Source organism: Achromobacter sp. NPDC008082, assembly GCF_042957345.1.
Classification (GTDB): Bacteria; Pseudomonadota; Gammaproteobacteria; order Burkholderiales; family Burkholderiaceae_B; genus Achromobacter; species Achromobacter kerstersii_A.
Genome location: NZ_JBIBIB010000005.1, coordinates 193,172 through 217,484, shown reverse-complemented (window position 1 = coordinate 217,484; position 24,313 = coordinate 193,172). Strand labels below are relative to the sequence as shown.

Annotated in this window: 32 protein-coding genes; 2 read left to right on the top strand and 30 right to left on the bottom strand. The window is 63.1% G+C overall.

The genetic code is table 11. The features are described from left to right. Positions 1 to 174: 174 nt before the first annotated feature. Positions 175 to 642: a CrpP-related protein gene (locus ACFZAI_RS20815; RefSeq protein WP_391568710.1), complete on the top strand. Its 468-nt coding sequence runs from the start codon at positions 175 to 177 to the stop codon at positions 640 to 642. Here the strand turns inward: ACFZAI_RS20815 and ACFZAI_RS20810 are convergent. Further along, positions 595 to 819, bottom strand: coding sequence for a DNA-3-methyladenine glycosylase (locus tag ACFZAI_RS20810; protein ID WP_391568709.1), 225 nt, complete (start codon positions 817 to 819; stop codon positions 595 to 597). The two genes, ACFZAI_RS20815 and ACFZAI_RS20810, sit on opposite strands and share 48 nt — an antisense overlap. A 539-nt stretch (positions 820 to 1,358) precedes the next feature. Between ACFZAI_RS20810 and ACFZAI_RS20805 the strand changes: the two genes are divergently transcribed. Beyond that, positions 1,359 to 1,535, top strand: coding sequence for a DUF3606 domain-containing protein (locus tag ACFZAI_RS20805; protein WP_082386985.1), 177 nt, complete (start codon positions 1,359 to 1,361; stop codon positions 1,533 to 1,535). Here ACFZAI_RS20805 and ACFZAI_RS20800 read toward each other — a convergent pair whose 3' ends face one another. From ACFZAI_RS20800 to ACFZAI_RS20660, 29 genes are all read right to left on the bottom strand, one after another. After that, the gene (locus tag ACFZAI_RS20800; protein WP_391568708.1) at positions 1,536 to 2,072 is read right to left on the bottom strand and encodes a DUF2514 family protein; all 537 of its coding nucleotides are present in this window, start codon (positions 2,070 to 2,072) and stop codon (positions 1,536 to 1,538) included. Then, the gene (locus ACFZAI_RS20795) at positions 2,069 to 2,560 is read right to left on the bottom strand and encodes a hypothetical protein (protein ID WP_391568707.1); all 492 of its coding nucleotides are present in this window, start codon (positions 2,558 to 2,560) and stop codon (positions 2,069 to 2,071) included. The genes ACFZAI_RS20800 and ACFZAI_RS20795 overlap by 4 nt, the downstream gene beginning before the upstream one ends. Then, complete coding sequence (locus tag ACFZAI_RS20790) at positions 2,557 to 2,835, bottom strand: hypothetical protein (protein ID WP_391568706.1); 279 nt, start codon at positions 2,833 to 2,835, stop codon at positions 2,557 to 2,559. Before ACFZAI_RS20790 ends, ACFZAI_RS20795 begins: the two co-directional genes overlap by 4 nt. A gap of 1 nt (position 2,836) precedes the next feature. Further along, positions 2,837 to 3,145, bottom strand: coding sequence for a hypothetical protein (locus ACFZAI_RS20785; RefSeq protein WP_391568705.1), 309 nt, complete (start codon positions 3,143 to 3,145; stop codon positions 2,837 to 2,839). A 252-nt stretch (positions 3,146 to 3,397) separates the two neighbouring features. Continuing rightward, positions 3,398 to 3,829, bottom strand: coding sequence for a tail fiber assembly protein (locus tag ACFZAI_RS20780; protein ID WP_391568704.1), 432 nt, complete (start codon positions 3,827 to 3,829; stop codon positions 3,398 to 3,400). Next, on the bottom strand, positions 3,826 to 5,457 hold the full coding sequence (locus tag ACFZAI_RS20775; RefSeq protein WP_391568703.1) for a hypothetical protein: 1,632 nt from the start codon (positions 5,455 to 5,457) through the stop codon (positions 3,826 to 3,828). Before ACFZAI_RS20775 ends, ACFZAI_RS20780 begins: the two co-directional genes overlap by 4 nt. A 2-nt stretch (positions 5,458 to 5,459) precedes the next feature. Next, a complete protein-coding gene (locus ACFZAI_RS20770) occupies positions 5,460 to 6,122 on the bottom strand; it encodes a DUF2612 domain-containing protein (protein WP_391568702.1) in 663 nt (220 codons plus the stop codon). Continuing rightward, entirely contained in the window at positions 6,122 to 7,573 is a 1,452-nt protein-coding gene (locus tag ACFZAI_RS20765) for a hypothetical protein (RefSeq protein ID WP_391568701.1), read from the bottom strand. The genes ACFZAI_RS20770 and ACFZAI_RS20765 overlap by 1 nt, the downstream gene beginning before the upstream one ends. A gap of 21 nt (positions 7,574 to 7,594) precedes the next feature. Then, positions 7,595 to 7,963, bottom strand: a complete 369-nt coding sequence (locus ACFZAI_RS20760) for a hypothetical protein (protein WP_391568700.1) — start codon at positions 7,961 to 7,963, stop codon at positions 7,595 to 7,597. Then, positions 7,963 to 8,658, bottom strand: coding sequence for a Gp138 family membrane-puncturing spike protein (locus ACFZAI_RS20755; RefSeq protein ID WP_391568699.1), 696 nt, complete (start codon positions 8,656 to 8,658; stop codon positions 7,963 to 7,965). The genes ACFZAI_RS20760 and ACFZAI_RS20755 overlap by 1 nt, the downstream gene beginning before the upstream one ends. Continuing rightward, on the bottom strand, positions 8,655 to 9,572 hold the full coding sequence (locus tag ACFZAI_RS20750) for a phage protein (protein ID WP_391568698.1): 918 nt from the start codon (positions 9,570 to 9,572) through the stop codon (positions 8,655 to 8,657). Before ACFZAI_RS20750 ends, ACFZAI_RS20755 begins: the two co-directional genes overlap by 4 nt. Next, positions 9,559 to 9,891 carry a phage baseplate plug protein gene (locus tag ACFZAI_RS20745; RefSeq protein ID WP_391568697.1) on the bottom strand — a complete coding sequence of 111 codons (333 nt, stop codon included), beginning with the start codon at positions 9,889 to 9,891 and terminating at the stop codon, positions 9,559 to 9,561. Before ACFZAI_RS20745 ends, ACFZAI_RS20750 begins: the two co-directional genes overlap by 14 nt. Then, a complete protein-coding gene (locus ACFZAI_RS20740; protein ID WP_391568696.1) occupies positions 9,888 to 10,517 on the bottom strand; it encodes a phage baseplate protein in 630 nt (209 codons plus the stop codon). Before ACFZAI_RS20740 ends, ACFZAI_RS20745 begins: the two co-directional genes overlap by 4 nt. 16 nt (positions 10,518 to 10,533) lie before the next feature. Beyond that, positions 10,534 to 13,107: a tape measure protein gene (locus ACFZAI_RS20735; RefSeq protein ID WP_391568695.1), complete on the bottom strand. Its 2,574-nt coding sequence runs from the start codon at positions 13,105 to 13,107 to the stop codon at positions 10,534 to 10,536. Positions 13,108 to 13,255: 148 nt separating this feature from the next. Beyond that, positions 13,256 to 13,741: a phage tail assembly chaperone gene (locus ACFZAI_RS20730; protein ID WP_391568694.1), complete on the bottom strand. Its 486-nt coding sequence runs from the start codon at positions 13,739 to 13,741 to the stop codon at positions 13,256 to 13,258. Further along, a complete protein-coding gene (locus ACFZAI_RS20725) occupies positions 13,741 to 14,169 on the bottom strand; it encodes a phage structural protein (protein WP_391568693.1) in 429 nt (142 codons plus the stop codon). The genes ACFZAI_RS20730 and ACFZAI_RS20725 overlap by 1 nt, the downstream gene beginning before the upstream one ends. 15 nt (positions 14,170 to 14,184) lie before the next feature. After that, entirely contained in the window at positions 14,185 to 15,543 is a 1,359-nt protein-coding gene (locus ACFZAI_RS20720) for a DUF3383 family protein (RefSeq protein WP_391568692.1), read from the bottom strand. Positions 15,544 to 15,605: 62 nt separating this feature from the next. Next, positions 15,606 to 16,130 (bottom strand): LIC_12616 family protein, encoded by a 525-nt coding sequence (locus tag ACFZAI_RS20715; RefSeq protein WP_391568691.1) that lies wholly within the window; start codon positions 16,128 to 16,130, stop codon positions 15,606 to 15,608. A gap of 175 nt (positions 16,131 to 16,305) precedes the next feature. Beyond that, the gene (locus ACFZAI_RS20710) at positions 16,306 to 16,677 is read right to left on the bottom strand and encodes a hypothetical protein (protein ID WP_391568690.1); all 372 of its coding nucleotides are present in this window, start codon (positions 16,675 to 16,677) and stop codon (positions 16,306 to 16,308) included. After that, entirely contained in the window at positions 16,674 to 17,123 is a 450-nt protein-coding gene (locus ACFZAI_RS20705; RefSeq protein WP_391568689.1) for a hypothetical protein, read from the bottom strand. Before ACFZAI_RS20705 ends, ACFZAI_RS20710 begins: the two co-directional genes overlap by 4 nt. Next, a complete protein-coding gene (locus tag ACFZAI_RS20700; protein ID WP_391568688.1) occupies positions 17,120 to 17,500 on the bottom strand; it encodes a DUF4054 domain-containing protein in 381 nt (126 codons plus the stop codon). Before ACFZAI_RS20700 ends, ACFZAI_RS20705 begins: the two co-directional genes overlap by 4 nt. Further along, entirely contained in the window at positions 17,484 to 17,774 is a 291-nt protein-coding gene (locus ACFZAI_RS20695) for a hypothetical protein (RefSeq protein ID WP_391568687.1), read from the bottom strand. Before ACFZAI_RS20695 ends, ACFZAI_RS20700 begins: the two co-directional genes overlap by 17 nt. 9 nt (positions 17,775 to 17,783) lie before the next feature. After that, positions 17,784 to 18,266: a HeH/LEM domain-containing protein gene (locus tag ACFZAI_RS20690; RefSeq protein ID WP_391568686.1), complete on the bottom strand. Its 483-nt coding sequence runs from the start codon at positions 18,264 to 18,266 to the stop codon at positions 17,784 to 17,786. 50 nt (positions 18,267 to 18,316) lie between these two features. Further along, positions 18,317 to 19,279, bottom strand: a complete 963-nt coding sequence (locus tag ACFZAI_RS20685) for a major capsid protein (protein ID WP_391568685.1) — start codon at positions 19,277 to 19,279, stop codon at positions 18,317 to 18,319. 11 nt (positions 19,280 to 19,290) lie between these two features. Beyond that, positions 19,291 to 20,040, bottom strand: a complete 750-nt coding sequence (locus ACFZAI_RS20680) for a DUF6651 domain-containing protein (RefSeq protein ID WP_391568684.1) — start codon at positions 20,038 to 20,040, stop codon at positions 19,291 to 19,293. Positions 20,041 to 20,157: 117 nt separating this feature from the next. Then, the gene (locus ACFZAI_RS20675) at positions 20,158 to 21,168 is read right to left on the bottom strand and encodes a phage minor head protein (protein WP_391568683.1); all 1,011 of its coding nucleotides are present in this window, start codon (positions 21,166 to 21,168) and stop codon (positions 20,158 to 20,160) included. Positions 21,169 to 21,177: 9 nt separating this feature from the next. Next, on the bottom strand, positions 21,178 to 22,548 hold the full coding sequence (locus tag ACFZAI_RS20670; protein WP_391568682.1) for a DUF4055 domain-containing protein: 1,371 nt from the start codon (positions 22,546 to 22,548) through the stop codon (positions 21,178 to 21,180). Between the two features lie 4 nt (positions 22,549 to 22,552). Continuing rightward, the gene (locus ACFZAI_RS20665) at positions 22,553 to 23,881 is read right to left on the bottom strand and encodes a terminase (RefSeq protein WP_391568681.1); all 1,329 of its coding nucleotides are present in this window, start codon (positions 23,879 to 23,881) and stop codon (positions 22,553 to 22,555) included. After that, positions 23,835 to 24,308: a DUF2280 domain-containing protein gene (locus tag ACFZAI_RS20660; protein WP_391568680.1), complete on the bottom strand. Its 474-nt coding sequence runs from the start codon at positions 24,306 to 24,308 to the stop codon at positions 23,835 to 23,837. Before ACFZAI_RS20660 ends, ACFZAI_RS20665 begins: the two co-directional genes overlap by 47 nt. Between the last annotated feature and the right edge of the window lie 5 nt (positions 24,309 to 24,313).

Sequence of the window (24,313 nt, the reverse complement as noted above, 5' to 3'; positions counted from 1 at the left end):
TGGGCCGTCACTCGCTGGATTCCTGCCCTGAGGACGAAATAATCCGATCGAGCAGCTGGATCAAGCGCGGCGCGGGCTCCGTGCACACGCTCGAGAGACGCTGGATGTAGGCATCGGTCGCTCACGGAGTTGACCGCCTCGGTGCCCTGCGCCATCCCGGACCTGCTGGAGCCAATGCTACCGACGTTCGCTTCCAACCAAGGAATGAAGGCCTGCGGCTTCGAAGAAATCGACGGCAACCGCTACCACCGGGGATGGCGGTGCACCGGATCAACAAGTGATGCGCCCGACACTTGCCAAGTAGTCCTGCAACACTATTGCGAACGTCATTCCAACTGGGCAATACTGGCTCCTCCGATCACCATTCTTTTGGAGGAAATGGCAATGCAACGCGATGACATCCAGAAGCTCGGCGCGCAAGCCGCCCGAGAGGGTCTTAGCCTGTTGGATTGTCCTTATTTGCGCGCTTCGGAGATGCCAGGCCACTGCGGTGGGTCGATCGCCGAGTGGCGAGAGAAAGTGGACGCATGGGAAGCGGGTTGGCGCAAAGAGGTGCGGAGCCGCCCGTCCGCCGAGAGGGGCCGGGCTCACCACTTAGTCGCCCAACGCCGAAGTGCGCCGGTAGTCCTCGGCGCGGGCTAACGTGCGATAGAACGAAGCCCCGACGGCAACCAGCCGTTCGCACTCTTCCCGGCTCAGTTTCGGGCTGACTTCGACGACACAGTTTGCGAACTCCGTCAGTACATCAGCCCAGTCGTCAAAATTGCGAGCAGGGGCAGTTTGAACAATCATTTTTGCAAGTAGTTCGTCTCGTAGCATAGTGGTACCTCCCAATGTCCGAACCGACTACGTTGCAGCAATTTGAATGCCTGAAGCAGCCAACTATTCGACCGGCGCCCCATCTCTGGGGCGCTTTTACTTGCTCGGGCCTGGTACCAGGTTGGCACTCAACCCCATGGCGGATATGCCGAACTGTGAAAGCGGTGCTTACTGTGAAGTGCCAGGGAACAACCGGTGGCCGCTGGCCTATGAAACCCATCCCGATGCGAAGGCGCGAACTATAGGAGGGGACATTTATGGCTTCCGGCTCCCGTTTGGCCGATGTCATCGTCAAGCTACCCGATCGATCAACTTGTCGAGTAGAACGGCGTCTAATCATAAAACGTACCGCTGATTCCACGCCGCTCCACCAGTACGTTTGCACCCTCCCCACAGGCGAAACAGTCATATGGCTTGGCGATGGCAAATACCGCCTACCGAATGGTTGCATCGCCGTGGCAGTGGCCCACAAGCGCCCGGTCGATTGACGCGCGGGAACACCGCTTGCTGCTCGGCCGGTTCTTACAAGGAGGATTCGCATGTCAGACGATCTTACGAACCGAGGCCCCCAGGACCGTGCCCGAATCAACGTGAACGAAGATCACGAGCTGCGCTACTGGACAAAACAACTGGGCGTGAGCGAACTCCAATTGAAAGAGGCGGTAAAGGCGGTCGGCGTCTCCGTCGAGGCAGTAAAGCAGCATCTTAAGAAATAGCTACGGCGCCCCGCGCACGCTGTCATAGGCCTTCTCGCACATCAGTCCTGCGATGCGGGCGCGGTCTGCAACGCTCGCAAGTTCTTCAGCTCGGTCGCTAACCCGGCCGAGCATGTAGGCGAGCAAATCGACGGCGCTGGCCCCTGGCGGGCCTCCGCCGGCAGCGGAGGGATCTCGGGCGATTGCGGTGCGAGCCAGCGCGTTTGCGTGGGCGCGCAGCCCGTCACGCTCAGCACGAGCACCAGCAGCATCACGTGCCGCGGCAGCAGCTTGTTTCGTCGCATCGTCACGGACTTTCTCCAGGGCGGCTGTGCGCCGCCTTTCTTCTTCTCGCGCTGCCTCAACTGCAGCAACAATGGCAAGGGCTGAGGTCTCTCGTTCCGCTGCCCAAGCGGCCTCTATCCTTGCGGCCCTCGCGTCTGCGCGCCATCCCTGCACCGTCCAAGCCGCGGTGCTGGTCAGCGCGGCGACAGCCAGCCCCACCGCCGCGTAGCCCTTCCATCCGGCCAGGCTGGCCGGGTTGGGTAGCGCGTTCATCGGGCCACCTCGGCCATGGCTTGTGCGTGTAGGGCCGGCCAGGTCCGCGGGTGAGGCTTGCCCGGGCGCCAGGTCCGCAGATACAGCGCCCAGGCTGCGTCAGCATCCCCGATCGCAGGCAGCCCCTTGGGATTGGTCCACAGCAGCAGCCGCGCGACGCCAGCCGCCAGCACGTCGTCGTATTCCAGCGCGCCGTAAATCGCGTCAGGGTCGAATGTCACGCTGCGGGCCTTACACAATGCCGCCAGGTGGTCCTTGCTCGCCGCGTGCAGGCACACGCCCCACACACCGCCGCGGCTGGCGCGCGTGCCCTTCTCAAACTGCCAGAAGCCGCGCGCAGGGCCACCAATCTGGCGCCGGTGCACAAAGCGGCTTTCCTGCAGGCCGATTGCCAGCAGCATGACGCGCGCTGCCGGCGAGTCCATATTCGCGGATAGCAGCGCCAGCGCCGGTTCGATACCCGTTTTAATAATCGCGGAGAGGTTCATTGTTTCGGTGTCCTGATGTGCTTGGCCGTCACGGCAGCCACATAGAAGGCGGCCGAAGCCGCGAGCGCGGCATCGCCAGCGCTGGCCCAGCCGGCCACGAAGATGCGGCATGCCGCACCGGTTGCGGTAAGGCAGACGGCCGCCAAGCCGACGCGCTCCAGCGTCGTGTCTTTGATCGACTTAGAGAACACCGCCAGCACGGCGCCGCCGGCAACCACAAGCCAGCAGATGAATGCCAGGACGGCCCACAGCGTCAGATAGATGGTGCTGTCCATGTCATGCCCCTTTGCCGCGCACGCGATCGATGACCGCTTGCCAGAGCGCGGGGATAGGCACGGCCTGCACTGCCTCCCATGCGCGCGAGACGATGGCCATGCCGAACATGCCCATCAAGAACCCGGCCAGCCCCTCGGGGATACCAAGCACCAGCGACAGGTACGGCGAGGCGTAATATGCGACCAGTGACCCGCTGACGGCCATGCTGACGCGCGCTGGCCAGGAGCCTTGCAGGTAGCGCATGGATACCGCCGCGCCCAGCACGCCGGCGAACTTGGCCGCAATGGCGTCAAAATCTTGGATGTTCAATCGCGTCCCCTACAGACGAAAAAAGGCCCGCGTCAGCGGGCGTTAACTAGTTTTGGCACATGGTGAGGACGGAGCCGTTGCGCCCAGCGCCCGCCTCACCGTTGCGCTCACGACCTTCGTTGTCGCGCTGATCGTTGCGGCGGCGTTCGAACCGGTCGAAAGGTTGGCACTCTGAATCTCGCGCGGCGTATCCGGCGCAACCGTGTCGCTAACATCCGCCGGCCGATGGGCGAGCCTCGCCGGTGCTCCTGACTAAGCAGTGATCGGGCCCGGTTCCCTAGGCCATTCGGGGCCGCTTGCATTGACGTTTAGACGATTAAGTGCCACCCGGTACAGCTTCCATTGCAGGAGCAGGCCGAGCTCGGCTTGCGTAGCGACACCGGTGTCCTCCGCGTCTTGCAAAGGCGCAATCCGGAGCGCCGCCTTGCTTAGCCTCACGTCCCGCTCGCTGGAATTGGCCCGCGCAATCTCGTCTGAGGTCGGAGATGGCAGAAACTCGCAGACAGGTCTTCCATCCATCCCCGCGACCACAAATTGCCCCCTCCCTGGAGCAGCCATGCAGTGCTGATACGTAACAGCGTCGATTTCTACCAGGTCGAGCGGTAGGGCGTCACGCGAAGCGTAGGCGTCGAGCAATCCTTCCTGATAGAAACCACCAGTCTTCGCAGAGTAAAAAGTCTTCATAGCTTGCCCCATGCTTCCCATGCGATTGCGCGCGCGGAGTTAACCGTGCCCCCGGCGGCGGTCGCCGAGTACGTAAACACCTTGAATTGGTTTCCGATCAAATCACACGTTTCTGCCCATGCGGCCACCGGGGATGATGCCTGACCGCCCACGCAAACGGCCGAGGGTTGACCGATAATCCCACCAGGAAACGCCATCGGCAAAGTGATCGTGTAGCCAGAAAATCCTGATGTGAATCCGTATTGCCGTATAAGACCACCGGGGAAAATCTGGAAGCCAACGTCCCTGCCCAGCGACTGATTCGTGCCCTTAAACGCGTCATCCAGCTTCTTCGGTGTCAGCGCCGTCGCGTCATCAATTAACCCTTGCGACTGTGCAACCGTCGCCAGCTTGAGAATGCCAGCCGTTGACTCCGCCGCATTCGGCAGCGTTAGCGCGTGCGTATGGCTTGTGGGCTGCACAGCGTTAGTTGTGCTGGTTGTGATGGTGCTAGGCACTCCGAGCGCAAAAGATCGATTCGCAGCGAGGGTTCCCCCGCCCGTAAGACCATTACCGGCCGTCAGGTTCAACGTGGTGGGCGGTGCGCCAATATCCGCTAATACCTCGGCCGGCGTACGGGAGACCAATGCACCTGCCCCGTCACCGGTCAGGTATGACCCAGCCGCCACGGTAGCCACGCCGGTACCGCCACGCGCCACGGGCAATGTGCCGGCATTCGCCTTGGACACGTCCAGCGCTGTTACGTTAAGCGCCACGTTCCCGGAGCCATCAAAACTCACGCCACCGGCCGTCGCCCCACCGGTGAGGGAAAACAAGCGCGTGGTGGCCAGCTTCGTCGCAGTAGCCGCATTGCCCAGCGCCACCTCCCCGGCGGCCGACACGCGGCCTTTCGCATCCACGGTGAAGGTGGGCACCGCGTTGGCGTTGCCGTAGCTGCCCACGGTGACGCCGCTCGCAGCCAACGTCAAGGCCATCGACAAGTTCGCCGACCCATCGAACGAGCCGGAGCCGGTCGCATCGCCCGTGGTAGCGATGGTGCGTGCAGTCGCCAGCTTGGTCGCGGTCGCCGCATTGCCCACCGCCACGGAACCGGCCGACGTCAGCCGCCCTTTGGCGTCGACGGTGAACGTCGGCAAAGTGTTGGCGTTCCCATAGGTGCCGGCAGTTACGCCACTGGCGGCAAGGGTCAACGCCACGGATGCATTGGCCGAGCCGTCGAACGTGGTCGTACCCGTCGCATCACCCGTGGCCGCGATCGTGCGCGCCGTCGCCAACTTGGTCGCGGCGCCAGCGGTCAGGGATGCGGCGGTACCCGACAACCGCGCGACCGGCACCGTGCCGGCCTTCAGGTTGGAGGCGTTCAGGTTCTGCTGCGCATAGCTCAAAGCGTCCGTGCTGGTCGCCACCAGGGGCTGCCCCGTCACCGCGGCAAGACCTTCGAGCTGCTTGTACAGCCACGCGAGGCGCTCGTCCGTAGTCTGCTGGACCTTGTTGAACTGCTCAACCGACGGCGGAACGGAGCCGATGTAGGCCCAGCCGGTCTTGTATTGCAGGTCGGTAATGCCTTCAGTTAGGCCATTTTGTGCCCAGGTGGCCTTGAACAGTTCGAAAAAGGTGGGATCAGCCATAGTCATATTCCTCGCGCCAGCACGCCGACGCCAAAGCCATAGAAACCCTGCTCGCGAAAGCCAAAAGGCTTCTCGGTTGAGCCGGTGATAAGTTGCACGCCAACGCCGGCGGCCTGCGGAACCCACTTGTAGGGGTTCGCCATAAGTGGGTCATTGGGGCCTGGAATCCGGCTCACCCAAATCCGGATCTTCGCGTTGCCGGCGTTCTGTACGATCACGCGAGTCACATCGAAGATGGGCTTCAACGAACTGGCAATCTCGGGCGCCGTACCGTGCCCGTTGTTGAGGGCAATCTTCCAGTACAGGAGCTTGCGGTACTCCGCGTCCAGCAATGTCGCGGAGCCAGCCACGGGCCGTTCATTGGCACGGCGAAAGCGCGCCTGCCCGAAGCCCCCCACATTCGGCTGCCCTTGGAATCCGAAAAACTGGATGTAGATCGCTTCATTGATCACACGCGGCAACCCAACGATTTCGCCGATGCCGTCAAGCTGCTTTCCAACCGCCGTATCGAGCCAGCGATCTTCGTACAGCGCCCGTAGCGCGCCCTGGAGTCCCTGGGCAGGTTTGAGTAGCGCCTTCACCAGCGCCTGCAACAGCGGCTTTTCCTGGAATTGCCCCAGCCAGTGCCCCCAGGCGACGCCGGCGTGATCTTGGCGAAGGTCCATCAGATCACCTCGATTCGAGACAGGTCGAAGACTGCGACCTGGAAGTCCTGGATGCTGATGTTTGCCGCCGCGTAGTCCGAGGGCTGGGGAACGAAGGTGGGGCTGGTGGAAAACGCCAACCGAAGGTCGACCGAAGCTAGGCCAGCGGTGCGAAAAATGGCACCGTACAGACGCTGCAAAATGACGTCCTCGCCGATCGTGAACGCCTCGCCAGCGGCCGCCACGTTATCTGCGATCTCCTTGAATCCACCCGGTGGAAACGCTTGCTCCGAAGGCGGGAGCAGCGTGGTCACGCAGCGCACCCACACGTAAACACGTTCCGGCCGGTCAAACCGGATAGCGTGCTCGGCCCCCTCATCGTCTTGAACCACCACCAGCTGCTGGCCGTATGTGTCGATACCCGCCGCCACCACGCGGAAAATCGCGTTGGCGACTTCATCGTCAAGGCCTCCGTCTGCGACGACGTGCACGCTATGGGGCGGGCGCCCGAGCTGGTCCGCAACGTCGCCGTTGTTCATGAACACCTTCACCGTGCGCACGCCCGCCACTCGGTCCCGCACGTTGGGCGCGATGCTGGGCAGCGTCGCTGCGCCCAGCCGGAATAGTCCAGTGGGGTAGCGCGCACGCAGCTCGGCGCCGTTCTCGGCCAGGCGGCCCGCCACGCCTGCCTGGAGGTTGGCTACTGCGCTCCAGCCATCCACCTGAGAAACGATTCCGTCCAAGTCGCCCACCGCTGCGCCCTCCGTGGACGCCTGCAATGTCTGAGCCAGAGCGGGCGAGCCCAATCGAACCAATGCAAGCGAGGCCGACCAACTGAAGGCGGCTGGCACGCGGCCGTCGGTTTGGAGCCGCACGGCAGCACCGTCGCTTGACACATCAAGGCCGCTTGGAGAAAGCACGGCCACAAGCGCAGCAAGCACCTGCGGTAGGTTCGTGGTCGGCCCGGTGGCGTAGACGTAGGGAGCGCCGTCAATGGTGACCCGGTACTCCGTGTTCGGGGCGACAACTGGTTGAACGGTGATATCTGCGGCCGCGCCCGGCAAAATTTGAGTCGCACCCGAGACCGCCCATAGGTTCTGGCTTACTCGGTGGCGGATCTGCGCGCCCGCCGGCACCGTGGTGCCCGCCGAACCGTAAAGGACCACGTATGCCCGCGACGCTTCATCGCGGTACCGCGAGACGCCGGTGAATGACACCGCCCGGTCCAACGACACACCCGTGGCGGAACCCGGGTACATGGCGTAATACACGCCCTCGGCCTGTTCCCACAGGGCCGCTTCACGTTCCGCGAAGGTGTCGATCAAAAGCCCCATCACACTGTCGGGGCGCGTTTCGACCGTGCCGCCAAAGCCGGCGGCTTGCATGCGCGCGCGCAAATCCGCCACGATCTCCTGCCGGATTTCGGGCAGCCGCGGGCGTACGAACCCGTCCGGCGTTACACCGTAGGCCATAAATACCTCGATAGAAATGGTTTAGGGGGTGCCCAGCTCGACAACTCGCTGTAGACGCCCCTCGGTCGTGTCGGCATCAAAGGCGACGCGCAGAATGCGCAGTTGCCGTTCGATCTGGAGATCCAGGGTACGAACTCTCTCCACGCCGGGCACAGCACCGATTCGGGCGCGAAGAATTCCTTCGATACTCGCGCGATCGGGCGCCTTGACCAGAATGTCCTCCAGATACGGAACGCCGAACGTCGTATCAAGAAACCACTCGCCCAGGAAGGCCAGCAGCGTCACCTTTACCTGTTGCGCGATGCGGTCAGCGCCATCCAGCAAGGTCGCGCGGCCAAGCAGATCCAGGTCCAGATCGTGGTCGGCGGATAGCGCAAGATCGAGTGCCATCAGACTGGATTCTCCGTGATGCCGCCCGCGTAGGCGTGGCGATGGGTGTCGCCGATGTTCTTGCCGTTGTGCGTAATGGCGCCGCCCTCGTAGGCCACGCCGCCGCGGATGCGCATGGACGCGCCGCCTTCGCCGCCCTCGCCCGCCATGCCCTGTGTGTAGAGCAGCGGGCCGTTAACCGTCAGCGGGGTATTGAACGTCGTCTGTTCAGCCTGCACGGTCCAGGTCTTGACCTGAAACGTTAGGTCGCCGGAGGGCGATATTTTCATGGTCGCCGGCCCGTACTGAATGCTGACGTTTTCTGTGTCGGCAGCCATCGTGCCAGGCCGCACCATTGGCGAGGCAAAGGCGTCCGACAGATCAAACTGCCGGGGATCGTCCGGTGGCCCGTTGTCGCCTGCCAACCAGCCCTCCAGCGCGCGGGCCGAAAACGACAGCTTCACCGCGTCCCCCGGTTTAAGTGGCACCGAGATCAGCGCCCGCGCGCCGTTCACATCGCCGACGGGCCAACACACCGGCACACGGACAATCTGCGGCGGGGCCAGGGCCTCGCCGTTGGCCAAGCGCTTGGCCAGTGCCGGCCGCGCCGTGACGAACGTGCCATCGTAGGCAACCACCTCGCCCGGCAGTGTCGTGTACACGTCGGCCAGCTCGGACGCGATCACGGCGCGCATTATCTTGACCATGTTGCTCATGTCTTTCCCTTCTTCTTCGGCGGCGCCGAACGGTCCACAAGCTCCAGCTCGGTCTGCCAATCGCCGCCCTCGCTATCGCCCGTGTGGCGCACGGCCTCAACCCGCTGGAATGCCTCCACCGACCGGCTCTCCAGCTTCACCAGATCGCCGGGGTTGATCGTTGGGAGAAGCAAGGACGTCACCCTCCAGCCGTCACGCTGCTGCCGCGCACTGACAAGATTGACGTCGTCGCCGGTTGTCTTGTCCTTGACCTTCGCCTTTTCACGCGCGGCTTCGCGCGTGCGTTCCGGATAGCCCAGCAAGCCCGTGTCGGCCGCCAGCACCACGGCCTGGCGCCGTGTCGTTCCCCGGCGCTGAACCACCTGCAACTGCTGATTCTGAATCGACCATTCCAGGCCTGTTCCCTGCGTGACCTTGTGCAGTGCGGTGCGCGCAGCGCCATAGAACGAAAAGCCCTGCTGCCAGCGCCGATCGGGCACGTCGTCGGCCATGACCAGGGGCAGCCCCATCTGGCGGGCGATGTCCCGGATGATGGCGCTGGCCTGGGCGCCAGGCCCCTGGCCAATAGAAATGGCGGTATCCCGAACTTCCGTAAAGCCGTCCTTAACTATCAGCTCCGTCACAACGTCGGGCTGTTCAAACTTCGTGTACGCAAAGACCACGCTGCCCGAGGCCATCAATAGCGGTCCCGCCTCTTCCCCGTATCCCGCGTACAGCACGCAACGAAGGTCCGACTCTTCCAGCGCCTTGCGCGTGGCGGCGGCCAGGTTGTAGATGCGGATGGTGTGTTCATTCGGCTCCTCGTCGGCGTCCTTCGCAATGTCGAACGTCATCCGGATGGGCGGCACGATTTCCAGACCCTTTGCGCCGCCCTTCCCCACGAGTAGCCGATAAACTCGGTTAAATCGAGCCATCTGCGATTTCCTCCGCATCCACGTAGATCAGGACCACATCGCCGGCCGGCAGCGCGTCGCGGGCCACCGTATCGCGCCGGTCCGGCGCGAGCGCCACCAGCTCGCCCGCCGGCACGTCTAGGTGCCGATAGCCCGCGAGCAGCGGTGTGTCTGGCACCAACGCAATGCCCGCCACGATGAGCTCGTTATAGGCGTTCTCGATCGCGAGTACCCACAGCATGGCCTCGCTGTTCCAAGACAAGCGCAGGAAATAGGTGAGGCCACCCAGCTCCACCTCGGTGATGCTGTCGTTCGCGTCCAACACAGGGATGACTTTCAAATTCCCCTCCCCGTCAGTTTTCCGAGATCAGTTTTTTGCTTCGGCGTCACCACGGTACCGTTGGTCTTGCCAGCGTTGGTTTTGGTTTGCCCCGCCTTGCCGCTGGCGCTCCCCGATGTTTTCTCGGGCGGGATATCGGCTTGCCGCAGCGCCACCTTGCGGATTTTCTTGAAGTCCGCCGATATCTCGAAACGGTCACCACCCTCGTTGGTTCGGCCGATCTCGCACCGTTCCATGACGAAGTCCACGTAGACGTCCAGGCCTGTCGTCACGGTGATCGGGAGGCGGTCCGCATGGATCTTTCGCAACGCGTCCTTTGCGCTGATCAGTTTGGAGCGGCCCGCGCTTCCGGCCAGGCCCGCGAGCGAACCGCCGGCGCGGATTGCCGTGGAGGCGCCGGCCGCCAACCCGCCAAGCAGTGACACCTCCGCTGCCGTCACCCAGCCATCCAGCGTCAGCAGTTCCGACTCTTGCACCACGTGGTCTGTCACCGGAGGACCGTCCTCGACTGCGTAATCCGTCGCCCGGCTGTTGAGCGAAGTCTTCTCACTCAACAGCGCGTCCAGGGGCACCGCTCCGATGCTGGTGCCACCATTCCAGCCAAAAATCATCGCTACAAAGCTCATGCTCCGATTCCCTTAGTTACCGGCCTTCTTCAACGCCCGTGACGAAAAATCGGCTCATCGCGTCCACCGTCCGCTGGCGTCCGACGTTCATACCGCGTTGCGCGGCATTCGCCACGGTGTCGGGGTTCGCGTTCGGCGCGTGGATGGTGATGTCCGTCTTGTTCTCCACCGTGACGGCGCCGCGCCCGGAAGCGACGCCCGCTTGCGCGACGGTGCCGCCGGACACGAATGGGAGCGGTTCGCCGCCAATAATTGCCCGAAGCGCCGGCGTATTTGCGAGCGCCGGTCCCCGCTTTTGACCGGTCATGATGGCCATCGTCTGCTCATCAGGTGCATCAGGAACCAAACCTTTGAACCAATTCTTGGCGGCTGCCACCTCGTCGCTAATCCAGGTCTGGATCGCCGCGCCGATTTCTTTGATCTTTGCGACCATCTTGCCGCCGATGTCTTCAAAATAGGTCCAGACACCTGTGAACGCCTCGCGCCAGTGTTTGATTGCACCGTCCCAATCGCCCTTGAACGCAGCGATGACGCCTTTAAAGATCCGCGTCCAGAAGGCCCAAAGCTCTTCGAAGTACTGCAAGACGGGTTCCAGGAATGTCCCCTTCACCTTGGCCTTCAGTGCTTCCCACGACGCCGCGATGCGGGCTTTGATCTGATCCCAGTTCTTCCAGATTTCCCAGAGCGCAGTCGCGAGCAAGACAACGCCCGTGACGATCCGACCGATGGGCGTCATCGCAAAAGCGCGCCACAGGAGCGGCACCGCCGTACGGGCGAGGAACATGATCAACCCGCGAACGGGTGACAGGATTTTCCACAGGCCATAGGCGAGCACGGACATCGTTCCCCACTTCTTGATCCACGGCTCTAACTCTTGGCCAGCGCCACCGAGCAGGTCCTTCACATCGACCAGAACTGCCCTCACTGCTTCGATCTCCTCGCGCCATTCCTCCACGCGGCCAATCAGTTCGCCCGTGACCGAGACATCGCCACGAAGCCAGCCAGCGATGTCGTCACCGATCAGATAGATGGTGGTGAGGATGGCCGCCATGCGCAGCAACGGGGCCAGCGTCCGACGCCACAAGGCAAGCATCCGCAAAGCGCCAGCCGGACCGCGGCGCAAGGCCATGGCGCTATCAAGTCTTAACGCCGCGCGCGCGGCACCAATCAATGACCGCGTCAGGCCGCCAGATTGGAACGTAGCCAAGCGCAGCCACCCAAGCAGCTTCACCAAGCCCCAGGACGCGCCCGTCAACGCCAAGACCTTGACCAGCGTGGCGATGTTGTCAGCCATGAACTCGATCGATTTGGTCACGCCGAGCACCACCGTGCGCCCCGCGGTCAGCGTCTTGCCAAAGAAGCGCTGGAAGGCGTCATTCCATACCGTCATCGCGTCTGCGACAGTGACGGGCATGCTCTCGGCCTCGATACGCATCTTGGCCAATTGAGACTGCAGCGCGGGCAGGAAGCGGTCCGTGGTGACCTTGCCCGCTTTCACCTGTTCAAGAAGTTTGTCCGTCGTAATTTTGAGGCCATCAGCCAAAGCCACCTGCAAGCGGGGAGCTGCACGCATGAGCGTGCCGTACTCGTCCATGCCCATCTTGCCCTGCATGATGGCTTTGGTCAGGGACGAAATGACGGATTCCTGGTCTTGCGCCTTGGTGCTGGATAGCGCCATGCCCAGCGACAGGCTCTCGGTCACGTCCACCGTGTCTTGCGTCGTCTTGCCAAGGTCGGCCATCGTGCGCCGCGTGCGCACAAATAGCTCAGCGTTGGAGGCATAGGACTTGTAGGACACGCGCGAGATCCGCGCCAGATCCTTGTCGACCTCGGCGTACTCCTGCGCCGAGCTGGTCGCCTGCCGCATCCGTGCTTCCATCTGGCCCCAGGCGTCGATATCACCAAAGATGCGTTTGACCAAAGAAACGCCCAGCACCGCGCCAATGATCCCGCGCAATCCAGAGAATGCGCTCTGCTGCTCCTTGATTGCGCGCACGCCTTGCCACTGAGACCGCGTCATCCGATCCTGTGCCTGGCGCGCATCTTGGATTCCCAATCGAATCCCCTGCCAAGTGCCGATGCCAACCTCGCGCACAGTGTGCAGCCCGCCCCGAACCCGCCCTATCAGACCGTTGTAAGCACCCTGAATTTGGGAGAACTTGCCGCGCGCGCCCGCCACGTCAACAGGAAAGGACACGGGCCGCCCGCGCTCCGCGGTTACGGCCGGCATGCGGGGCGCCACCGGCGCCGGCCGCGGCAACCCCATAGACGGGGGAGCAACGGGAGCAACGGGCGCGGGCGCCGGCGGCAAGCGTTGCGGCAGCACCGCCGGCCGAGCGGCCAAGTTGGCGTCCGGAGTCAATGAAGCCTGCGGCCGCTGGGGTTCAACAGGCGCCGGCATAGGCCGAGGTGCCCAAGCGCTTGGATGCACGCCGGCGCCTACTGCAACCTGGCGCATGGTCTGGACAGTCTTCGCGCTGGCCGCGCCCATCGCTGCCTGTGCCGCCTGATAGGCCTGCTGATACTTCTTCAGCCCGGACTCATCCACCTCGTAACGCAGCAGCGTCACCAGTTCGCGTACGGTAGTCATCGCTATCCCATTTTCCTTTGCGCCGCCGCCTGTGCGGCCTCCTGCGCGTCCATCAGCGCGTTCAGCTTCAAGATATCCAGGAGATCAACGTCGCCCCGCTTGACGGCGTCCAGGCTGACGTGGCGGGCCAAAATGGGCCGCCAGATGATCAGCTCTCGTTCGAAGCCTGCGTCGAACCGCCCGACAGGCTCGCCAGCTTCGCGCGGGCCGGACCAAAGCGGCCGGCCCAACGCACCAAAGGGCCGGCGAAGTTGTGCTCAAGGATGTGATAGAGCAGCTCCAGGATTTCCGAAAAATCGGAAAAAGCCATCCCGCGATGGGCCGGCGTCAGCTTCTGCGGATCGCGGCCGGCCAGCTCGAACGTGACCAGTTCGGCGTCAATCAGACGGTCCGCCCAGCCCGCCAGCGCGTCGCCGCCCAGCCGTACCGACAGATCGCGAAACGCCTGCAGCATTGCCTGCTCGTCCTTGGCTTGCGCTTCACCCTCGCCGCCGAACACTGCCGCCAACATCGAACCCGCAGCCGGCAGTACTTCCTTTTGCAGGTCGCCCAGCAGCTTCAGTTGGCGGAACGGATCAAATCGAGAAATGCGAAAGACCGTGGTGCCGATCGTGACTTCTTTGCTGGCGCTCATTAGGTGTTACCCCCCACAACGTTGATCGACGGTCCGGTTTCAATCGTCCACTCACGATTGCCAACCTTGGCGCCGTATCCGGCGTCCGGCATCTTCACGATCCAGGCCGAGTCAGACGCGTGCAGCGACGTACCGCGCAGGTCGGTGATGGCCACCGGCACAGCGCCGTTGCCATCCGTCGATTTGTCGGCCTGGTGCAAGGCAGTCAGCGCCGCATTGCTGGCGCTGGTTTGCATCAGCGTGACGGTGATGCGCAGGCGGGAGTCCCGCGACATGGAACGGGCCACCTCGCCGTCGACGCCGGCGACGGACGAAATACCCTCGCCGATTTCAGTCACCGTCACAAAGGTGTCTTCGGCCAGGCCCGACAGGGGCAAAGCCCCCATGACAATCTTCACCTGATTCGGTGCGTAGGTTTTAACGGACATGCTTATGCACCCCGATTACAGTTGTTGATAGGTCAGGTTGCCCTTGATTTCGGCAACATGGATTGCGCCAGCCAGGCGGGCACTGAATTTCAGGTCCCGTAAGATCCGGTTCGCTTTGTCGTTCGACGAAATGCTGGCCGCGCGCGGCACGGTGATGACAAAGCCCGGAATCTTCCGGCCGGCGTCGTCGATTTCATCCGGCGCGATCAGCCCTCGGCTCTGACCCAGCATCAATGCCTGCCGGATGCCGTTCACGATGACCTGAATGCCCGCGTCGGTGTAAGGCACCTTGCCGTCAGCGTTGATCAGCTGCGTAGCAACGTTGATCTTGACCTGCTCGGCCAGCCAGTCACGGCCACGTATCACGTCGATCCATTCGCCCGCCGCAACCTTGCCGTTTTGCGTGACGGCGAAATTGCGCATCTGCTCGAAGGTGTTGGCGTTCTTGGCGTGCGCGGCCAGCGCTTGGCCTTCGGCCAGGTTGTCGTAGGTGACGCCCGCCAGACGCGCGTTCGCCCAGGTTTCACCGCCGGGGTAATACGTGAAACGATTGGCGGCGATCGCTGCCTCAAGCGCCTCGGTGCGCGCCTGGCCGTGATACCAGACGTGCGTGCGGAAGTACTGCTTTTGCTGGCACTTGGAGGCGATATCGCTGGACACGGCGGCGTCGATGATGCCGGCCTGGTCGCTGGAGACACCGAACAGCCGTTCGTTGGACTCGACCCACTCGGCAGCATCCAGCACGTCGGCCTCGGCGCGGCTGGCCAGCGCCACGCCGTACCAATCCGCGCTTTCACGCAGGCATGCGTTCAGGGCTGCCGACGGCGTTTCTGTGCTGACCGGCGCCGCCAACTGGAGGTTTCCTTTAACCGAAACGCCGATCGCCTGGCCGGTTTGGTTTGCGGTGATAGATACTTCCGCGCCCACCGCGACAGCCGTGACCGGCGCGTTGGCAGCGGTCACCGCAGCCACCAGCGCGGTCGCGATGGTTTGAGGCGTGCTGCTGGCCTCGCCCGAAGCCGTCGCCTGCGCTGTCTTGATTGCGCCCGTCTCATCGCGCCAGGTCAACGCGACCGCATAATCCGATGGCGAAGCGGTCGTGACGGTAAGCCGGGACGTGTCCACCTGCCGACGGCCGACGAAGACACGGGTCACCGTGGGGATCTGCTTGAAGGCGTCGCGCACCGCGATATACAGCGGATCGTTCGGGGCAATCCCGAGGTCCAGCAATTCGCCGGGCTCGGTCACCACCATGATGCGATTCACGCCCATCGTGTGGGCGCCCAGGACGAGAAGGTCAGAAAAGCTCTGCTCTTTGATCGCCGTGGTATTCAGGGAGATCGCCACGTTGACGATCCGGTCGATTTTGGCCATGTGCGGCTCCAATGGAAAAAGCCGCCAGGAGGCGGCCAGATGGCAATTGCGCGTCGCGGCCGCTATGGCGCGGGCACGACAGTCGCGGTAAAGGGGGTTTCGATGCCCGGCTTCAGTCCGCCAGACGTTGTCACCGTGCCGGTGACGCTTTCGATGATGCCGACGAACTCGGAATGGACGCGGGTGTACCGGATACCAAGCTCCAGCACGCCGCGCCGCTCAAAACGCACGGCGTCGCGCATGACAGGAACGTTCTGCAGGCGCCCGACCTCAAACAAGGCAAGTCCCAGCGCCTCGGCCCGATCCTCGTAGACGGGATGTCGAAGTTTCAGCGCCAATTCGTCCAGCGCGTCGTAGGCTGCGGCTCGAAAGCTCTGCAGCTCGACCACGGCGTCGTCGTGGTGGTGCACTGGCTGGGCGCCCTCATCGTCCACCCGCCCAGCCTCGGCGCCGCTGACGTTGGCCCAACGCACAGCCAACATGATGTACGGCCCTTCCGGCCGTGGACCGTTGTCGTCGGCGAAGATCACCGGCATACCGCCCGCGGCGCCCTCGATCAGTTCGAAAATCGCGTCTTCTGGGAGCATGGCAGTCCGAAAAATTAGTAGTGCATCGATGGGACTATCGGCTACCCCACGCCTACGCGCGCGCCGACTCGATACTGCCCTACCCGGTAGCCTGGAATGCCCAGCCGGGCCTGGGGAGTCCTCCGGACGATTAGCCCCGTCCGGCCCCGGACCAGGCGGCCGGGAATCCTTGGGCTTAGTGCATTTCGGAGGTGGCCAGCAGCACGGCCAGGTATCGGTAGTGCGGAATCACACCCGACTGCCAGGGCGCCACGCCCACCAGCAGGTACTCGCCCTCAACTGGTCCCGCTCCCCAAACCAGGCGGTCGCCGTTCGTCCAATCCTGGCCGGCGACATCCAGCACCTCGGACGTGTAGATCCGAACGGCGGCACGCACGCGGCGTCCTTCCGGGTTCGCCTGCAACTGGTCGTAGTCTCCAGTCTTGGCCGGCTGTACCGATGCAAGGATCGTCTTGTCCTGGTCAGGCTCGCCCTCTTTCCAACGGCCACGCTTGCGAGAACCCGGCAGCCGCGTGCGTATGGTTTGCGGACGGCGAAAGCTGCTCATGACTTGACCACCTTGTATTTGATGGAGTTGAAGTGCAGCTTCTTGTCCAGAAGGGGCTGATCGAAACCCTTCTTCTTCGCCGTGGATTCTGCATTCCGCTCCCACGGGCCATTGATGAGATGGTGCTGGACAATTCCTTGGTACCAGGCCCCGACCGCATGCACGGCTTCTGTCGCAGTTTTCTTCCCGCCCATGACAGCGGCCACCTGCTGCTCCTGCACATCCGCAAGCTGCTGCTCATAGACCCGAGCGGCATCCCTGTGCAAAGGCCGAGCGGGAATATCCTCGGTACCGTATTCGTTGAATTCGACGTAATCGATCAGCGGAGTGCCGTTGCTGCCCGGGGTGTTCGCGTCTTCAGTCTGAATGCCGACCTTGACCGTGACCTTATTCAGCTGGCGCATTTCAGCTGCATAGCGCTGCAAGCCCTTGTCGATAACCTTCAATCTTCACCCCCAAAGCACTTGGACCCACGCACCAAACCACCCACTCGGACCGTTCGTGAACATTTGTCGTTCAGCAAGTCATAGCGAGCACGAAAGCCCATGGGATCAATCGTCCCAGCGCTATTGCCGAACGTACGCTGCAAGTCACCTTCCTTCTCCATCGTGATTCCGGCAGGCACGACGATCGCGACTTCTTGCTGCATCCTCATCGCGAGCAACCAAGCTGCGTACAGGGCCTGCGCTTCATCTTGCTCCGCTGGCGCCAAGCAGCCAGGCCGATGACCTATTGCGACGGCCAGGGCTTGCTCTTTGTCTTCGACAGGCCTGGCGGCGACGCCGGGCGCCAAGAAGTCCAGAAGCTCAACCGTTGCCGCCATGGCTCCTCCCTTCTACCGCCGTGAGATATACCTCGCGGAGTTCTGCGAGCCGTGCGCCACGTGCGTAGGCAACACCTCGGTCATCAAGCCAGCGCTTAAGCTGCGCCACGGTTGCCGGTTCCACCGTGGACTGATCCAGCTGCAGGATGCGACGGTCCAATAGGTCCCGGAGCGCGGCCGAATAAGCCAGGACCCCGCTGGCCCCCGGTGCGATGGGCGGGTCCCCGCCAACCGTGACCGTGTGCCGGTCACTGAGATTGATATAGCGCTGCATGGAGTCTCCTTATGCAACGTTCGCCAGCAGCGCTTGCAGCTCAGCCTTCTTGGCCGTCTTGGGATACGGAATTTCCTTCGCGTCCAGCGCGGCTTTGAGGCTGTCGACCGTGGCTTTTCCGTCCTCCGCTGCCTCGCTAGCGCCAGCTATGGGCTCGGGCGGCGGCGCCAGTGCCTGCGTATCAGCGGGATTCGTAGCGTTTTCGCCAGTCGATCCCTGCCCCTCAGATGCCGTTAGGTCCACCGACATCTGCGGGGTAAACGGTCGCAGGAGCTCGGCCAGATCATTCTGAGTCAACTGGTCATATCGCTCGCGGTACGCCGGCGGCGCATCGCCGGCCACGGCGTCACACGCCTCAACGAAATCACCCGCCCGGTAAGCGCGCGGGTCGCGCAACTGAATGCCCGCCCGCCGCGCGAGCGCCTTGTCCTGCGGCGAGGGCACACCAATCACAAACAGCAAGACCCGCTTGGGCTTGTGCTTTGTCTTCATGAGATACCTCTACACGGAAAGCGGGGCAGGCCCAACCCGCCCCTGATGTGCTACTTGGTGACCACGAGGACGCCGGCCGTGTCCTTGTTGGAGGACGCCGTCTTGTCCCAGTTGGCGGAAGTCCCCAGAGCCGTATCGTTGGGGGATTTCCCGCCGTTCGCCTGGTCCCAGCTGTAGCCGGCCAGGCCGACGTTGTAGGTCCATTCCGCCTGGTAGATCCGCGAAATGTTCTCGTTGCCGACTTGGTCCACCATCACCGCGTTGAAATCGCCGTTGTCCTGCACCAGGCCCGCGCCAGGGACCAAGCCCAGCGTGTTGTACGTGATCTCATCCTCGCCCGCGGCCGGATTGATCAGCGGGTCGGCATCGGTCACCACGAAGATGCGGCCGAACGGGTCACGCATGACGTTCACGGTGCCGTAGGTGAACAGACGTTCAGCGTTCGACAGCGCGTTGTCGTACAGATTGGTCAGCACGGTGGAATGCAGGACCCAGGCCGCGAGTGCACCCGATCGATCCCCGAACTTGCCGGCGCCTTGGTTCAGCACGCGCCAGTTGGGACCGGCGTCCGTCCCGTCATGCACGATGGCCGGATTCCCCTTCAGCGCCGCCACCAGGGTGCGAATCACGGCGTTGAGCATGTCTTGCAGCTTGGCCTTGGCCAACTGCTCGCCAATTTTCAGCGCCGCCAGAGTCGGATTCTCTTGAATCCACAGGTACTGCTGCGGCTCAAACTCGATCGGCGGTGTGCCGGCCGCGACCTTGACCGCCGTGTTAGCCAACTGCTCCAGGCGCTTGGGCGGCACCGTGCCACTGCCGTAGGCATCGCGGCGACGCACCAGGCCGCCGATCTGCTTGAACATCGATTCAATGCTGAAATCGCCCTTGTTCGCGCCCGAGGCCAGCACCAGCACACCGCCGGAAGCCTCATTGAATTTGTTGACTTCCTGGTCCACTAGCTCCGTGATGGTCGTGGAAACCTGTTTGTTGAATACCACCAAATCGAAAGGCATGCTTTCGCTCCCTATTGTTTACCAACCTTGTCCAGGTAGGCCACGCGCTCGGCGTCGGTCTTGCAATCAGCAAGCGATCCTGCGGTGTGGCGCCCACCACCGTTTCCATTCGCACCGCTACTACCACCCGAAGCGCCGGAGCTCTTCAGAATGTGGTCCTTGTGCGGGTACTGCTCGATGAGATAGTCCAAGGCCTCGTCGAACTCGGCGATTTCGCCCGGGCGCGAACGGCTGAAAATTTTGTTGCCGTCTTGCCCATAGGCCACGACCTTGCCGTCTTCGACCTTGAACGCCGCCCCGAAGCGCGCCTGCACCAGATCCGCCGGCACTGCCAACTTTTCGGCGATCACCTGCGAGCGCGCGAAGCTGCCCCCGATCATGTGGCTGGCCAGGTTCTGGTTCGCCTGCGCCAGCTGGGCGCGGGTCTCGTCGATTTGCGCTTGAAAGCCCTTGCTGACTTCGGACTTGACCTTCTCGACTTCGCCAGCATCCACCAGCTTTTTGTCATCCAAGTTCTTGACCGTTTCCAGCGCCTTCACTGCGGCGGCCGGATCTTCGATGCCCTTGAAAGCATCCAGCCGACCTTCAGCGGCTTCCGCGCGCTCCCGGTGCGATTTCGCCTCGCCATTCAGGCGGCTAATGGTCTGCACGGTGCCGGCCGCATCGAACGCGACCTCTTTGCCGTCGTCCTGCACATAGACAGGCTTACCGTCCTGAACCACCACGTGGCCGTTCTCGTCGAGCTTCAATTTCATGGTCATCCAACCTTGTCCAATGGGCCATCCGGCCCGAAACGCCGCCTTGCATCCGCGCCGCGGCCAAAAGAAAGGGCCGTGGCGCAACAGCGCACCACGGCCCTACGTCACGCGCCCCGATGTTTAACGGGGAGCAGAAACCTCGTACTTCGCCCTGAGCTTGTCCAGCGTCAGCGGGTTGCCTTGCATGTCCAGCAGATCGGTCAGGGTGAGCTTGCCCTCCTTCCACAACTCCAGGCGCCCCGGCCCGAAGTACTGCCGCTTGAACCTATCCGACTTGCGGGACAGCCATTGTTCGAAGGTTGGTCCGCGGCTGAAAGTGCCATCAGCGCCAGGAAGCGCCGCGCCGACGCCGGTCTGCAGCGGCTCTGGCACCAGGATGCAGCGGCAACCAGGATGACGGGGCGGCCCGCCCTGCAGCGGCGTTTGATGCTCCACCGGCTCGCCGGCCAACGTGAACAGCTTGCCGTCCAGGCCGCCACACACCATGCAGGTCTTGCTATCGAACCGAGCTGACCAGCGATAGCCCGAAAGCACATCCCCTGCACTGCGCAACAGCGCCTGCTGCGCCTGGCCGGCGACCGCCAGCGTTACACCTTCCGTGAGCGTCTTCGCAGTTTTTGCGGCTCGTCGAATCAGCCCAGGCGTGTCGGAATTGCCCACCACCCGGGTCACCAGCGCCTGCGCCGTTGCTTTCGGGTCCAGCGAGGCGATGCGAACCTCGCGGGCGATCGCGCGCTGAAGCGCGGCGCCTTGGTGCTTCCACACTTCCCTCGGCGTCGCCCCTGAGAACACCGCGTCCGCAATCTTGAATGACGCAGCACGGCCGGGCGTGCCCACGGCTTGAGCCGTGGCGTGCTGGACGACATCGGCGAACGTCGCGAGCACGGTCAACTGCTGCTCCGCTATCGCGGCGTGCGCCTTGCTGGTCGCGGCCTCGACGGCTGCCAGCAGCCTGCCGATCGCCGCCGGAGTAGCTCGGGCAATGTCGACTGCCCCCAGAAGCCCGCGCAACTCAATCGCCAGCTTGCGCAACTGCGCCTGCGCGTCGACGTCCAAACCGGCCGCTACGCGCAGCGCATCCAGCATGAGCTCGGTTGCTGCGTCGTCCAGTTTGTCGCGCTTATCGGCCATGCTTCACCTCTACAGCCGTGGCTGGGAGCGCAAGCGCTCCTGCTCCGTTTCCCAGTTCACGCCGTCCGCAACGAGGCTGCGGCGCTTGGCCTCCTCGAACAGAGTCTGATCGGAAAGATTGCCCGCCCCGTTCATGGTGATGAGGGTGGCCATGGACTGATCCGGGGTCGAATCCAAGTCGAAGTCCTTATTGATCTCGACCGATCCACCGTCGCCCAGCTTCTGCCAGTCGGCCATGAATTGCAGGACCTGGTCGATCGCGTCTTCCAGACCCTGAGCCATATTGCCCAGCGCACTTTTCTCGGTGACCGAGTCGTCAGCCGCTTGTTGTACGGTCTTGGTGAACTGGGCATCCTTGCGACGTAGCTTCGCGCCCGCCTCGGACATCTGACGTTCCAGGGCGTCCAAAGAGTCCCGGCCCACCTTGACGCTCTCAGCAGAGCCCTGCACCACGCCCATCTGCGCCCCGGTCGGCAGGCCGATGACGGAATCTGCCGAAGCCTGCAGCGGTTTGGGTTTACCGTCTGGTCCCGTTTCGACATCGGCGCCCGCCGTCCACAGCAGCCGGACGCGCGCAAAGCGCACGGACGTGTCTTGATCGGATTGTTCCTGCCAGTGCTTGACGTTCAAGTGCGCCACCTCGCGCAGCGGCGGCTTTGCGGTCAATAGCCCGGTTCGGCCGGTGTAAAGCGTCACCAGGGGAATTTCCGCCACCGACATCGGGCCTTCGTCATGCACGAACCAGGCACCGTCCTTTCCCGAGCAGCGCCATACCTGATAGCTGCCTCGCCGTAGCACCCGGATCTGCTTGACGTGTTTGGTCCCGAATTCGCCGTCGTCCTCCTCCACCGTTTCGACCAGGCGGGCCAATGTCAGCTTCGGGACGCCATCAATCTTCCCGAAGCGCCATCCGATCAACTGCCTAGCCTCATAGACCGTGCAATATGGTCTGGCGCCGAGAGCCTTCTCGGCAGCGGCCGTGCGCGCGCCCTGCACACGCGGATAGTCCACCAACACATGGGCCATGCCATAGGCCAACGCGCGATAAAACCAGGTGGCCGCAAAGACCGTCAGGTTGCTGCCCTGCAGGTCAATGTTATTGGTCTGCTCCTGAATCGCGGCCGGCACATCGTCGCCCACCACCACCGGGCGCGCGAAAACGTGCCCGGACAGGTTGCTCACGGTTTCCGAGAACGCCGGAAACAACGTAGCCGTCGCCAGGCGCTCCTTGTAGCTCGCCTCGCACTCGAGAGGGAAGCGCGGCATATAGGTCGCGCCAGCGTCCCGCATGGCCACGGTCCCGCCCAGCAGAGCGTCGACCAGGTCCCAGTCGTCCGTCATGGCGTTGTACGCGGCCTGCGGCGTCGAAACAGCACTCATAGGATCATCTCAAGACAGATTGCGTGGCCACCCGGCTATGGATCGGGTAGCGCGAAACAATGAAATAGCCGCCGGCGTCGTTGGGGTGGTCGTATCCGGCCTTCTTGTCGGGCGCGCCGTCATCGCCGTAGATCTGACGTTCAAGCGCCTGGGTGAAGAGCGGGCACCGATCGGTGTTGACCAGGAGCCGGCGTTCGCCGACGGTATTGCAGAGCATTGCATTCACACTGTTGACGCGGTCCCGAACGGCCGGGTTCGCTGCGTCCACGCGGACCGTGAAACCCGCCTTGCGCAACAGCGAGATATCGGATTCGCTGGCCTTGCTGGTCTTTCGGTTGTCACCCGAGGCATCTGGGTACACCACCACGCTGAAGCCCGGATACTTCTCATGCAGCTTCTCGATCATGGCCGGCGTGTCGAAGACCTTCATCGTTTCGTCCACTGCCACAGGCAACCCGCCGCGCACCACGAAGGTGACGGCCGCCATCTTCCCGACGTTGAAGTCCATGCCGATGTGCAGCACCTCGCCAGGGCGAATAACCGCGTCCGTATGGTTCGCCCGCCGGTCAAAGCAGTAATACACAACGCCGGCATAGTTTTCGAAGCTGGCCTCGTATTCCTGACGGAACGTGCGCGGGTCCATCTTGCGCCGCGCGGATTCAATTTCGTCAGACGGCACATTGCCGCCTTCCAAAGATGTGTACAGCCAGCTTTTATGGTCTGGCTGGCGCCCGTCCTGTCCGTCCCGATAGGTGTCATAGCAATGGTTAAAGCCCTTGGGGGTGCCGATGCGCAGAGCGTGCCCGCCGACGCGATGGGCGCCGTCGACTACATAGCGGCAGGTGGACAGCATCGGCCGGAGAACTTCTTCCCACGCCGCGTACTTGCAGTCGGCCCACTCATCGACCAAGACAAAGAACAGGCCAGAGCCGCGCAGATCGTCATAGTTCTCCAGGCCCACACAGCGAATCAGATGCCCCGTGGTCAGGGTGATCAGCATGTCCGTTTCATTGGGCTTGCAGGCCCGCCAGCCGGCCGGGATGGCTTGCTTCAACCGACGCCAAAACACGCGGCGGGCCTGCTTCTGCGTCGGGGCGGCGTACCAGATCTCGTCCTCGACACTTACGCCCCACTTCACCGCCAGGCGTGCTGCCCGGCGCATCTCGGCTTTGCCGAGGAAGGTCTTGCCGAATCGACGGCCGCACACTGCATCCCTGAAGCGCGCATTCGGCTGCCAGCCCCACACATAGATGTTCGCCTGCTTGGGCGTCAGCGCCGCAGGCGCATCAAAGGACGGGGTTGCCTGGCGCGGGCTCGTCGGGAGCAAGGACATATTCAGCTTGCTCCGGGATCTGGGTACTGGCAGTCGCCGGACTCACCGGTTCCATGCGTCGGTTCACATATGCGTCGCCGACCTCTTTCGCGGCCTGTTCAAGGACCTGTAGGACCATGGCCATGTTGCGCATGCCTTCGGCCGTGGTCGCAATGCGCTGCAGCGTCCGCAGGCGATAGGCGCGATGCGCGATGGGGATCTCCCCTGCACTTTTCTTCAAGTTCTCGCGGGTCGCAAAGAAAAGCTCGCGCCATTTCTTTGCCAAGCTTCTGCCTGCCACCTTGGTTGGGTCGTACTGCGCCACCTGGCCACGGGGCACATCTACCCCAAATTCTTCGCGCAAGGCTTCGGCGGCCTGAGTCGGCGAATCCCCACAGGCCAGAGCTTGGACGATGAATCGCTTGTGCGATTCCGTGAGCAATGCCATATCCG